This is a genomic window from Sphingobacterium ginsenosidimutans, from assembly GCF_039536865.1.
Classification (GTDB): Bacteria; Bacteroidota; Bacteroidia; order Sphingobacteriales; family Sphingobacteriaceae; genus Sphingobacterium; species Sphingobacterium detergens.
In genome coordinates, this window is sequence record NZ_BAAAZK010000007.1 from 428,599 (window position 1) to 441,302 (window position 12,704).

At 37.2% G+C, this 12,704-nt stretch carries 10 protein-coding genes; 6 read left to right on the forward strand and 4 right to left on the reverse strand.

Annotated features, from left to right (window positions below):
• Positions 1–199: 199 nt before the first annotated feature.
• The 4 genes from ABFX33_RS14135 to ABFX33_RS14150 form a co-directional block, all read right to left on the reverse strand.
• On the reverse strand, positions 200–796 hold the full coding sequence (locus tag ABFX33_RS14135) for a hypothetical protein (RefSeq protein ID WP_346086528.1): 597 nt from the start codon (positions 794–796) through the stop codon (positions 200–202).
• 355 nt (positions 797–1,151) lie between these two features.
• On the reverse strand, positions 1,152–1,748 hold the full coding sequence (locus tag ABFX33_RS14140) for a Crp/Fnr family transcriptional regulator (RefSeq protein WP_346086529.1): 597 nt from the start codon (positions 1,746–1,748) through the stop codon (positions 1,152–1,154).
• A gap of 84 nt (positions 1,749–1,832) precedes the next feature.
• A complete protein-coding gene (locus ABFX33_RS14145; protein WP_346086530.1) occupies positions 1,833–2,378 on the reverse strand; it encodes a GNAT family N-acetyltransferase in 546 nt (181 codons plus the stop codon).
• Positions 2,379–2,575: 197 nt separating this feature from the next.
• Complete coding sequence (locus ABFX33_RS14150) at positions 2,576–3,163, reverse strand: hypothetical protein (RefSeq protein ID WP_346086531.1); 588 nt, start codon at positions 3,161–3,163, stop codon at positions 2,576–2,578.
• A 366-nt stretch (positions 3,164–3,529) separates the two neighbouring features.
• Here ABFX33_RS14150 and ABFX33_RS14155 point away from each other — a divergent pair, with 366 nt between their 5' ends.
• The 6 genes from ABFX33_RS14155 to ABFX33_RS14180 all read left to right on the forward strand — a co-directional run bounded on the left by ABFX33_RS14155 (position 3,530) and on the right by ABFX33_RS14180 (position 12,623).
• Complete coding sequence (locus ABFX33_RS14155; protein WP_257090342.1) at positions 3,530–4,204, forward strand: hypothetical protein; 675 nt, start codon at positions 3,530–3,532, stop codon at positions 4,202–4,204.
• 316 nt (positions 4,205–4,520) lie between these two features.
• A complete protein-coding gene (locus ABFX33_RS14160) occupies positions 4,521–5,054 on the forward strand; it encodes a hypothetical protein (RefSeq protein WP_257090343.1) in 534 nt (177 codons plus the stop codon).
• Between the two features lie 529 nt (positions 5,055–5,583).
• On the forward strand, positions 5,584–6,162 hold the full coding sequence (locus ABFX33_RS14165; protein ID WP_346086532.1) for an RNA polymerase sigma factor: 579 nt from the start codon (positions 5,584–5,586) through the stop codon (positions 6,160–6,162).
• A 216-nt stretch (positions 6,163–6,378) separates the two neighbouring features.
• Positions 6,379–7,443, forward strand: a complete 1,065-nt coding sequence (locus ABFX33_RS14170; protein WP_346086533.1) for a FecR family protein — start codon at positions 6,379–6,381, stop codon at positions 7,441–7,443.
• Positions 7,444–7,628: 185 nt separating this feature from the next.
• A complete protein-coding gene (locus ABFX33_RS14175; RefSeq protein ID WP_346086534.1) occupies positions 7,629–10,961 on the forward strand; it encodes a TonB-dependent receptor in 3,333 nt (1,110 codons plus the stop codon).
• 3 nt (positions 10,962–10,964) lie between these two features.
• Positions 10,965–12,623 carry a RagB/SusD family nutrient uptake outer membrane protein gene (locus tag ABFX33_RS14180; RefSeq protein WP_346086535.1) on the forward strand — a complete coding sequence of 553 codons (1,659 nt, stop codon included), beginning with the start codon at positions 10,965–10,967 and terminating at the stop codon, positions 12,621–12,623.
• The last annotated feature ends 81 nt before the right edge of the window (positions 12,624–12,704 follow it).

The window sequence follows — 12,704 nt, forward strand, 5'->3', positions numbered from 1 at the left end:
CTTTTGTTCAACAGGGATGTTAATAGGAGCCATAGATAATGTTAATGGCCGTTTAAAAATATAGAAAGAGTGAGGAAAAACCGATGCAAAAAAAAAATACCATTATAAACAAATGGACATGATAGGTTGCAGTGCTATCTTCCTGCGACTAATTTTGAACCCGAGCATGTCCTTATCAATTTATGATAAGGACTATAGCTTATTGTTTCCATTTCATTTTTCCATTATTGTCAAACATTTCGATAGAAGGATTTCCTAGACTGTCAACTTTTAAAATAATTCTCGGTACTTCATGATTATCTTTCATCACCAAAGATGCATTCCCGTTTTCAGTTAGCAGGTTAATACGGTTGATATTATGTCCAGGCCTACCGGATAGGTCTTTGTCATTAATCAATAGACCAGCCCTGAAATAATTGTCGTGTTTATTATCTTGTGCCAAGATACCGATGGCATCGGCATTCTGATAATCAAATGCTAGTGCATTCAGATTAGTCTCCTCATTATCAGTAATCGCCAAACCACCTCTTTCGTCGCCATTTTTATCATAGAAAATCAGACCTGCAGGGGAGTAAGCCCTTTTGTACGTCTTCCCTTTGATAATGGGTTGCGGAATGTTATCTGTGTTTGCAATAACGATACGATTTTTCCCCGATCTGTCCTTGATATCTATTCTTTCTGCGGTTAAGCCGCGCTCGTTGTTTAAAAAAAAGTAGGCTACACAGGCCATCAGAACGACATTTACAAGAATAAGTGCGGTTAGAAATATTCTTAGTGTTTTAGAAATTGTTTCCATAATTTAATATCAGTTTTAGTTATTACTTGCTCATATTCGACTCTTGAATTAGCATTAATCTGTGCTCTACTTCAAATTAACATGCTATAATCTGCTTCTTTTATTGCTTATAAAAATCAAAAATAAAGTTTGGTTTCGAGTATACCCTTTACATAGGTTGAGTACAAGGTTATTTTTATCTTTTGTTTCCATCTCCGGTATGCAGGTCACTATACTTCACTTCCCTTAATAGATACTGTCAACAAATCAAGAATGCGATATTTACATTCCAATTTTGCCTGACCTATTATATTCACGGCAAAATTAAAGCATGATTTTAAGCCCACATTTTCAATAGGTTGAGCACAATGATTTTTTATCTGGTTAGTTCTTTCCGAATTCTGCTCAATTGTGTTGGGGTAATGCTCAGGTGTGAAGCAATATATTGTAGTGGAATTCTGTTCTCTATTCCCGGATGTGCTTGCAACAATTTTAGATACCTTGCAGTGGCACTTTCGGTAAGTAAGGAAATTTCTCTTTCTTCATTAATGACTATCCATTTTTTTTCCAGATAGGCAATGTACAGGTTCTTTAATTCATCATTTTGATTAATAGCCTTTCTTGTCTGATGATAGGGCAGACATACCACCGTGGTGTTTTCAATTGCTTGCAGTGTGAATTCATTTGGTGTTTTTATGATTGCCGAAAATCTGGTGCTCGCAAAATCTCTCTCCAAATAAATCCATTTATTCCAGATAGCTCCTTTTTCATCTATAAAATAAGAGTTTAGTGCACCTTTACAAACAAAGAAGATGTCATTAGCGACATGCCCTTCCCTTAGTAAAACTTCATTTTTTTTAAACTGCTGAATGTACACCGTTTCTGCCAACAAATTAAATGCCTTATCCGAAATAGGATATACGTTTACAACAGCTTCTTTAAAGTCTGCAAGGTATTTTTCTAGTTCTGTCATTTCTTGTGGTGGGCTTACCTGATGATATTACTTTTAAATAAATATAATGTATCTTTTAAATAGTTAAAATTGTTGAGCCAACATTTATGTTGGACGGGATAGGATATAGGTGAGCATATTTGGAACATTGATGTGTGTATTTTTAAAATGAAGTGGAACTTGTTCAAAACCAAGTCTTTTTAGCAGCCTCAGGGAAGAAGGGTTGTCACCAGAAGGGAATGCGATTATTGTTTCAACGCCCATGACGTCGAATGCATATGTGAGTATCCGCTCAATAACCTCTCCCATAATTCCTCTACCATGAAACTTTTCGAGCAGTTCATACCCGATTTCTACTGTACCTTTTGTAATATCAAAGTTCCAAAGGCATGCTGCTCCAATCAAAGCCGGGTTTCCCCGATAGGACACTGCCCAAAATATACATTCATTTTTATTGATCATATTATCAATCTTATCGATATATGCAATAGCCTCGTCGATGCTTGCACATGCTGTCCTTCCCGTCAGCGCAGCGACTTCAATGTCCGAACGCAGCTGATAGATTTCTTTTGCGTCATTCAATAAAAGCCTACGAAGAACCAATTTATTGGTCTCTAATACCGGGAAATTTGAAAAGTTTGGTTGCTTCATGATGTGTTAGGATCCGGTTTTTTCTAATACTAAGTTTTGGATGATACAATCCATTTGCGAGTACCACAACTTTAGCAAATTGATTATTGATAGATCCCTGTATGTTCTCTATTTTGTTTAGATCCTCCGATTTTTCTTCACTCTGTTACATCAAAGTAGATGGGCGAAGGAAACAGTTCCAATTTAAATATCAATATTTAATCAAAATTAGCGGCAGTCAGATACCCCGACGATCTTAAGGTTTCCAAGATATGGTTTGCCTCAGCTTGATCCATATCATTCGCAAATTTTATCGTTCTCAGACCATATTCAAATCGAATAGAACCCCTGTTCCTAAACAATGACAGATCATTTCGCTGACCCAAAAAGGAAAACTCAAGATGCTCTTCCTTAACATGGAATCTCTTTGCTTCTGTTAGATCGTATATTCTCGGCCTGAAGAACACATCATTTTTTCTAGCAATACTTATTTGTTGGTGGTCGATCATAATGATCTCCTGTCCAATTAGATACCAGACCAAAGTTTTAATCACAAACAAGCCAGCTGCTCCTCCAAAGACGAGCCAAACCATTGTAAACAAGCTATCAAACCCCAATTTTCCATTTATAATATTATGAAAATCATTACCGAACGAAGAGCCAAAAAAGTTAATTGCCATCAGCCAACCAACCAGCCACAAAGTAAGGAAAATAATAACAGGCAAATGTTTTTTTACGGGTATTGTGATATGATATCCGGTTGGGGTCTCATCAAGGATAGAGGTGCCGTTATAAGTTCTTTCCATATTCATTGGTATTTTTAAGTTTTACTAACTTAAATGTTTTGCTTTTCCGATTGCTAATATGCAAAAAGTCAAAGAACAAAAAGACGAATTCCAATATTATATTTAGATCATATACCCACATTCTCCCAATCTGAGGTTATAAATGTTGTGCCTAGCAGGGGATACCCGTCGGAAAACTCGCCTGAATAAAAAATCCGTCTACAATTGCTCATGTAGCAAATCGTAAACCAAAGCCAGCGAATCATAAATCCTTTTGGCGTGTTATAGAAGAGATACTTTAAATTTGAAGTGCAAATAAACAATTAAGCACTGAAAAACATGTATCAATTAAGTGAGTTGGAGCATGTTTGACAAACCGACAAAAAAATGAAACAAAATACAAATTTCAGTTTTATAGTAGTTATCGCAATTTTTTTATCTATTTCAAACTTAAGTTTATATGGACAAGAAATTGTCAATAACAGTCAAACAGAAACGATAAAGTTACCACTAAAGAAAGTTGTACGCTATTTTGATAATTTCAACGATTCTTCCATGCTTCAGTATAGTTTGAAAGAAACGAAAGTTGATTCTATAAGCCGAAACGAAAATATTGCGACTATTTACCTTACAGAGAACAAAAACTATGTTTCAGCCAACATCTTTACCGATTTAAATTTATACAAAAAAACAATTCGAGAGAAATCTTTTGAATCTAACATAATCATGCTTTACAAGGGTGAATATAATAAGGAAACACTTAAATATCCAATAAAACCAATGATTCATGAGTCTTTTTCCAAGAAAGGAATACTTAAATGGAAAGTTAACATTGAAGGAATTGATGAAAATTCTACAAAACTGACATTTATTTTTGACTCATTTGACGAGAAAAGTAAGCAAAATTTTATTTCCAATTTTACAAAAGAGATAGATAACTATTTCAACTATGCAATTCTAAAAATATATGTTTGTGACAATTTTAAATTTGATATCTTAAAATATTTAGAAAACTATTCAAAATCAGATGCATCTGATGTTCCACCGACAAAAGGAAATTAACAAAGTACTATTGCAAGACTTGTTGCTAGAGTAGCAATGAAAAGAGTTATCTGGATAGAAGCATTCAAATGCATGACTTACCCAAAGTTAAATTTTTGAAAACCAAATGAACCTTCACGAGCTTATAGAAAAATCATACAGCCTATTTGAGAAATATGTCATTGGGAAAACTTTGCATGTATGCAAAGTTTGTTGTGTAACCGCTGAGGAGGAATCAAGATTGATAAATACACCATTATGAACAGTATCAAGTGAATTATTGGAGGCTGCTTATTACCGATCTGCAAGAAATTATTCGGATAGAGAATTGTGGGAAATGAAACATTTCTTACCAAGAGTAGTGGAGCTTGCAAATAACTTTGATTTTCCTTGTCACTCAACAGAAATCGTATTTGCCAGATTAGACCTTGACAAGCCCGAAAAATGGGCCAAAGAGGAAATGCAGTTGCTCACTGAATTTTCAGTACTATATTTTAGAAAGTGTTTGACCTTTTATCCCTTTTCTCCAGAAAGAGAAAGAGTGGGTACTTATTTGGTCATGTTTGGTGTTGCAAATTTCAACCTAAAACCGCTTCTGAACGAATGGGAAAATACAGACAGTATTGAAGGTCTGCTACATTTTAAAGATTTTGTTTTGAACGATATAGAGTACAATGCTCAAAGTCCGTATAGATTGACAAATGCTTTTTCCAATCCAGCTATTGATGGGGAGGTAATAAATTGGTTAGCCAATAAAGCAACAAGACGAGCATTTTCTGTAAAAATAGAAAAGCAGATTATAGAAAATAAAAGCTTAGACGACGAAACCTTAGCCGAATTAAGCTGGACTTATGAATTGCTCCAACAATAAACGAAAATTCAGGAATTGTAAACGAATGAAGATGATACAACATATAGAAATTAGAAAAATAATGAAAAGATATACTTATCACCTATCTGTTGTTCAGTAATATTCGTGATAATTGCTTTGAAAATATTGCGCCCTTCTTAAAGAGAAATTATCAGTAGTCAAAATCGTCTCTCCTGTAAACTAAAGAATCATTCGTCTGAAAATACAATACGATTGAGAAATCTGTTAATAATGCTGCTGCAATAATAGTCTTGACATGATTTACTATCTATTCAAGCTACAAAACCTAATCTACGCCCCTTAACGAATTCTACTTATTGTAACTAACAACCTTGGAGTAGGTTTTTTTACTGCAGTAAAAACAACGCAAACGTTTGCGTATTATTTAAATTTGAAAATGATAATATTTATAAATATTTTGTTCCTACAAATATAACACTTGTTTGATTTTGTGAGTGGAATATTTATTTATATGCACTTGGTTAATAGTGGTTTGAGTGTTAATTAATAAATTAAAAGGCGATTAGGCGTGAGCAATACTGTTGGGGAGCAAAAATTATGGACGGAATTCAAAGGAGGAAGCTATGACGCATTTTCCGAAATCTACCATTTATTTGCGACCGATATTATAGCCTACGGATTTAAAATCCACCATGATGAGGATCTTATACGTGACGTGATGCACGATTTATTTGTTGAACTTTGGAGTACACGGGAGCGTTTGGCCAATGTAGGATCCGTTAAGTTTTACCTCTTTAAGTCTTTTCGTTACAAGTTATTAGCTACATTAAAGAGGAATGAGAAGCGAATTATTAAATATGAATTTAATGAAGAATTAGTTGATCAGGACCTGCTAGAACTTATCAATGATAAAGAGAATAAACTGAACAAATTAGAAGATACTCTTCATCAATTGGCTCCGAGGCAGCGGGAGGTCATTTATCTCTATTTTTACCTCTCTTACTCTATTACAGAAATATCTACTTTATTGAGTGTAAATTACCAGTCGGTTTCAAATCTGCTGCAACGCGCACTCATACGTCTACGTAGTCTACTCCATATTTTACTAAGTCTGTCTGGCTTTTTTATATCCCGTTTGCACATATAAAGCAAGCGATCCTGGCAATATATATACTTCCTTTTTTGTAAATGCATTTTTTTAACTGTGTACGTCTAAAATATTCATTGTTTTTTTGCATAAAAAACCAATGAATGAGGATACCCACATAAAAAAATAAAAAAAAAGCAGAAATAGGTGAGTATAAAAGCATACAATGATACACTATAGTATATAGACCAACGAATTTATGCTTAAATATTAAGAATGGAAGTAGAAGATTACTTGAAAGACAACCAATTTATTAAATGGGTAAATGAACCGAATGAAGATCGAAGCCGCTATTGGTCCGAATGGCTAGCTAATAATCCACAAGACGAGGACAATATGCTACGTGCTAAGGCTATAGTTGAACGCCTAAACAAGATCCATCAACCAACCAAACAGATTATAGAAATGAAGGATCAGATCTGGGAGCAGATCGAATTTACGGTATCATCTCAATCCCATCATCCCAAAAGATTCATTTCGAGTCTTTGGTATAAATGGACAGCTGCTGCAATAGCTTTTTTTATATTGTTTTATGGGAGTCTACTTTATGTAAACAATAAAGATCATAAATCTATTAATCTAGCATCGGAGCGTGGCTATAACGTTTATGTCAATAGGAGCAAGATTCCCAAAATTATTTTTTTACCTGATGGTACAAAAGCAAGCCTAGAACCAGGAGCAGTACTAAAACGCAAAACATTATTTAATGATAAAATAAGGGAAGTATCCATTAGTGGCCGCATATTTTTTGATGTGGCTAAAGATAGTACAAGAAGGTTTGTCGTTGAAACACCGTTTTTTAATGTAAAAGTAGTAGGGACTAGTTTTTGGGTATTGGCAGATGTGTATACGGAGAAACAACAAGTGGCGGTAAAGAGTGGAAAGGTGGAGGTCGGCCGTATTCAAGAAGCTGAAAGTAAACCGTATACGTTATTGCCTTCAGAAAGGCTGACACTTAATTCCAGCACCGGGCAATTTGTAAAAGACAAATTTGAAAACGAATCTACCTATACTACACCACAAATGGCCGATGATATACTGGTATTCAGAAATGTATCACTTAGTTACGTATTAGATAGTCTCTCCAATATGTATGATATCAAAATTCGATTTGATAGGGATCAATTAAATCAGTGCAAAGCAACCTTACCATTACCAAAAGGTTCTATCTATGATAAATTATTTATTATTTCCAGAACAACAGGATTGCGCTACAAGATAGAAGAACAGACTATTGTTGTGGATGGCACTTGTAGTGGGAGTAGAGAAGAAATAAGATAATAACCAAATATATAAGCCTATGTAAAATTTCAACCTACTTACGAAATAAGACGACGATGCGGGAACATCGTCGTCCGAAAAAAGATCTATACACATTCAAGGCATGTGTACAGGCTTTCTATTGTATTTACTTCAACCACTAATTTATGAACAAAAAGATAAATAACCAATTACAAAGACTATTTATGAGACTATCTTTTGTAAATGCGTTTTTAGTCAGTGCACTCATTGCCGAAGGAGCAACAAACACACTCCTCGGACAAGAGGTATTGAACAAAAAAGTAAACTTTACGGCACGGCAAGAAAGTCTATCTGTTATCTTAAGACGGATTGAATCCCTTGGTGGGGTGAAATTTAGTTACCTGTCATCTCTAGTAGATAACAAATCAAAAACTTCTGTCGATGTCAAAGACCAAAGTTTACAGGAACTTTTAGATGAACTATTGAAGCCACTTGATCTCAAGTACGAGATCTTTGGGAATCAGATTATCCTTAATAGGCTAGCCACAAATACAAATGCAATCTATTCTTTACAATTAATTCAAGGGGTTATCATTAATGAAAAGGGCGAACCAATAGCCGGAGCAACAGTTTCAGATAAAAAGAATCCTAAAACGGCCACTTCTACTTCTACTGATGGTAGTTTTAAATTGGACGTTGAAATAGGAGCTACATTGATCGTTTCGGCTATCGGGTACGAACAACAAACCGTTGTAGTAGACCGATCGACTATGCAGGTCCGTCTTAAGGTTTCAGATAATGCCTTAGAAGAAGTTGTTGTGGTAGGTTATGGATCTCAAAAGAAATCTACTGTAACAGGGTCTATTTCCAGCGTTTCAGGAGATGTATTGCGGCAGATCCCAACCTCCAATATTACCAACGCCATAGCAGGCAATATCCCGGGAGTCATATCCACTACACCAAATGGAACGCCGGGTTCTGGGTCAAATCTTCAGATTCGCGGTATCACCACCCTTAATGACAATTCACCATTAGTTGTTATAGATGGTGTCGTGCGTTATGATGGATTTGGCAACATTGGCTCTGACGAAATAGAGAGTATTACCGTACTTAAAGATGCATCAGCAGCAAGTGTGTATGGTGCCAGAGCAGCAAATGGGGTCTTTCTGATCACGACGAAAAGAGGTAAAATGGGGAAACCTGTCATTACATATTCTGGCATGATCGGTAAACAGCAGCCTACCAATTATCCCAAATTAATGTCAGCCTATCAATTTGCATCCTTAAGGAACAAGGCCTTGAAAAATATGAGTTATGATCCCGCTAATCCAAATCACGCAGGTCTATTTTACTCAGAAGATCAGCTTACTGACTTTCAGTCAAGAGGAGATGAAAATGTTTGGTATGATGCTACATTCAAAAAAAATAGCATGCAGCATGATCAAAATGTTTCAGTCAATGGCGGCACAGAGGTAATCAAGTATTTTGCGTCAGTTGGTATTTTTGATCAGGATGGTATGTATGATAATATCAATTTTAAACGCTATAATTTCCGAAGTAATACCGATGCACGCATAAACAAAAATTTGGTAGTAAAACTGGGGCTTGAAGGCCGCCAGGAAAATAGCAATAATCCTGGATTTGATGCCGGATCTATTTTTGCAGCAGTCTTAAGGCAAAATCCGACTTATTCTATTCTCAATTCGGATGGTTCATATTTTAATACCACAGGAGAACATCCTGTAGCAATGTATGAGTCAACAGGATATAATCGCAATGTATGGAATGTATTTCAGGGTTCACTATCCTTTGAGCATAAGCTGTCTTTTATAACAGAAGGTTTGAGTCTAAACGGCCTATATTCTATTTATAAAGACCGTCTATTCAATAAAACCTTCTTTACCCCTTATACGATGTACGATGTTAATCCTGCGGGTCAGGTGACGGGGACTAAGCTCGTTGGAAATCAAACTTCCCTTAATCAAAGGTACCAGGAAAGCGACCAACAGTTTTATAACCTTTCTGTCAACTATGACCGCAAATTTGGCAAACATGAAGTTAGGGGAGTTTTGGTTTACGAAGAGTATAACTCTACCGGGAATACATTTTTCGCTTACAGGCAGCAGTTTCTTTCCAACATCAAAGATGAACTATTTGCATCTGGGACTGAAAATCAGAACTTAGGTGGAAACGGAATAATTACTGATGCACGTCGCAGCGTGATCGGTCGGGTCAATTACAATTTTGCTGATCGCTATTTACTGGAAGGAGTATTCCGTTCGGACGGCTCTTATCGTTTCCCCGTAAGAAGCCGCTGGGGATTTTTTCCAGCCATTTCTGCGGGTTGGGTAATGTCAGAGGAACCGTTTTTTAAGGATAGCCCAATAAATAATGTAGTGTCTTATCTTAAGTTTTTTGGTTCAACAGGTTTGACGGGTAATGACCGTGTTCAAGCGTTTCAATTTCTGGATAATTATAGTATTGTTTCTGCTTCTGGTCCTATTTTAGATGGCAGCTCTACACCGAGATTAAATTATGGAGTCTATCCAAATGCAGCGATAACTTGGGAAAAACAGCAGAGTACCAATTTTGGGATTAACGCAGCTTTATTGAATTCAAAAGTCAATTTAAATTTTGAATACTTTATTCGGAATACCAAAGATATCCTTATGGCGAGAGCCTTGTCTGTGCCCGCTACATTCGGAAGAGATTTGCCCACTGAAAACTATGGTAAAATGAGAAACCGTGGCTGGGAAGCATCACTGGGATATCGCGAGAAAATAGGTGCTGTCAATGCGAACTTTAATTTCAATATTAGCCATGTTGTAAATAAAGTAACGAAAATTGATGATCCAGTCACAGCTTTGGACTATCAGCGCCAATTGGGACGAGTTTATGGATTTAGATCCGGCTACGAGACCGATGGCATTTTCCGGACTCAAGAAGAGGCCGATCAATGGTTTGGAGGTCAACAATTTGGACAAAAGTCTTTGGCCGGGGATCTCAGATATGTTGATATCAATGGCAATGGACAAATTGATATCCAGGATCAAAAGGTGATTTCCAACTACAACAATACACCCCGTATGATGTTCGGACTGTCGAGTACCTTAAGCTGGAAGCAGTTTGATCTTAACTTTTTGGTTCAAGGCGCCGCACAGCGTAATCTGATGATTCAGGGCACAGGCCGTGTGTTGTATGCTGGCGGAGGATCCTCAGGCAACTTTGCCTATTTGGAAGACTCATGGACCCCAGATAATATCAATGCTGAATACCCAATAGCTTGGACGGATGCAAGATCGATCAATAATAGAAATTCGACTTTCTGGCTTAAAGGTGCAGGGTATGTCCGACTTAAAAGTGCTAGCCTTGGCTATACATTAGATAATACCTGGTTGCACAAAAATGGCATTAGCAAAATAAGAGTCTATTTGTCAGGTTTCAACCTCCTGACCTGGAGTCAAATAAAACAATTTGACCCAGAGGTATCAGCGAGCAATGGACTCTATTATCCACAACAACAGAACTTCAATCTTGGCATTAACCTTACACTTTAAAAAATGGGACTATTTCAATCTAAAATATTCAAATTTATTTTTGTCGCATGGACGATATTGTTGTTCCATTCCTGCAAGAGCGGTATGTTGGACCCCGCTAATCCCGGTGCTATCACTTCAGACGATGTTTGGAAAGATACCAAGTTAATCGAAGCTTATGTGGCTGGAATGTACCAAGATGTCCCAGGCTGGGATTATAATCTGTATAACAACATTACGGATGAAGCGCGCAGCAATTATCCTGGGCAAGCTCCAAACAATGTTTTGGTAGGCGAGTGGGATGAAACAAATTGTCCTATGGATAACTGGGCAGGTAGCTATCAGCGCATTCGTCGAATCAATGAACTATTAGCACGTATCGACGGTAGTCCAGTACCTGCAGATCGCAAAAGTAGCATCAAGGGTGAAGCCTATTTTTTGCGAGCATTGCATTATTTTGGACTAGCCAAGCGTTATGGTGGAGTTCCGATTATTAGGCAAGCGCAGACATTATCCGATGATTTACTTGTAAAGAGAAATTCCATTAAAGAAACATTTGATTTTATTGTTGAAGATCTGGAAAACGCCTATGCCATGCTGCCTACTGATGTTTCACCAAGCAAAGCTTCAAAATGGGCTGCAAAAGGGTTACAGGCACGCGCTTTATTGTTTGCGGCAAGCCCATTGTTCAACACATCCAACGATCCCACATTATGGTCAAAGTCAGCAGCGGCTAGCAAACTTGTTATCGAAAGCGGGAAGTTTACCTTACATCAAAATCTAAAAACACTTTGGCAGGTCGCCAATAAGGAATCCTTGTTTGAGGTTCAATACAAGATGCCCGATAAACATCATGGGTTGGATGCACTGGTAAAACCGCTGCGACTGGCAAATAATGACGCAGGCCAATGTTCACCAACACAGGAACTTGTCGATGCATTCCCAATGGCAAATGGAAAACAAATAACGGAAGCTGGATCCGGCTATAATGCCCAAAATCCCTATGTCGGAAGAGATCAACGGTTTTATGCTGCTATTGCTTACAATGGTAGCAAGATGAAAGGGACAACTTCTGGTCCACCGCTACAGGAAATTACGGTAGAAACCTATAAAGGGGGACAAGATTTCGATGCAAATCCTGCAACAAAAATTTATAATACCATCACGGGATACTATAGGATTAAATCAGTTAATCAGGAAAACACCCTCTATTCCTATGGTTATGGAAGCACGCAGCCCTGGATCGAGCTTCGATACGCGGAGGTCCTGCTAAACTTCGCTGAGGCTCAGAATGAGGCGCTTTCAAATCCCGATGCCTCCGTATATACAGCGATCAACACGATACGCAATCGTGCAGGTATCAGCTCCAATATTCCACAAGGCAGCCTGACAAAAGAGCAAATGCGCGAACTGATTCGCAATGAGCGTTACGTAGAGCTCTGTTTTGAGGAAAAGAGGTACTTTGACCTGAGACGTTGGAAGGTTGCTGGTTCAGTATTACATGGGAAAAAAGGCACAGGCGTATTTATTACTAAGAATGCAGACGGTACCTTTACTTACCAATATTTGGCTATTGATCCCAATCCAATCGTATTTACGGAGAAAATGTATTTGATTCCAATTCCTTTTTCTGAAACCAGCAAAAATGCAAATCTGCTACCCAATAATCCCGGTTGGCAATAAGTTATTTCTGTAGGGAGCTTTTGTTAATCCCCCAGATGCGAAGCAAATGGGGGATAACATTAGTGTATAAAAAATAACCGC

What these genes read in the sequence shown, in the direction of transcription:
- ABFX33_RS14135 (WP_346086528.1), bottom strand. Translation starts at nt 796, where the DNA reads ATGGAAACAATTTCTAAAACACTAAGAATATTTCTAACCGCACTTATT.
- ABFX33_RS14140 (WP_346086529.1), bottom strand. Translation starts at nt 1,748, where the DNA reads ATGACAGAACTAGAAAAATACCTTGCAGACTTTAAAGAAGCTGTTGTA.
- ABFX33_RS14145 (WP_346086530.1), bottom strand. Translation starts at nt 2,378, where the DNA reads ATGAAGCAACCAAACTTTTCAAATTTCCCGGTATTAGAGACCAATAAA.
- ABFX33_RS14150 (WP_346086531.1), bottom strand. Translation starts at nt 3,163, where the DNA reads ATGGAAAGAACTTATAACGGCACCTCTATCCTTGATGAGACCCCAACC.
- ABFX33_RS14155 (WP_257090342.1), top strand. Translation starts at nt 3,530, where the DNA reads ATGAAACAAAATACAAATTTCAGTTTTATAGTAGTTATCGCAATTTTT.
- ABFX33_RS14160 (WP_257090343.1), top strand. Translation starts at nt 4,521, where the DNA reads ATGAAACATTTCTTACCAAGAGTAGTGGAGCTTGCAAATAACTTTGAT.
- ABFX33_RS14170 (WP_346086533.1), top strand. Translation starts at nt 6,379, where the DNA reads ATGGAAGTAGAAGATTACTTGAAAGACAACCAATTTATTAAATGGGTA.
- ABFX33_RS14175 (WP_346086534.1), top strand. Translation starts at nt 7,629, where the DNA reads ATGAGACTATCTTTTGTAAATGCGTTTTTAGTCAGTGCACTCATTGCC.
- ABFX33_RS14180 (WP_346086535.1), top strand. Translation starts at nt 10,965, where the DNA reads ATGGGACTATTTCAATCTAAAATATTCAAATTTATTTTTGTCGCATGG.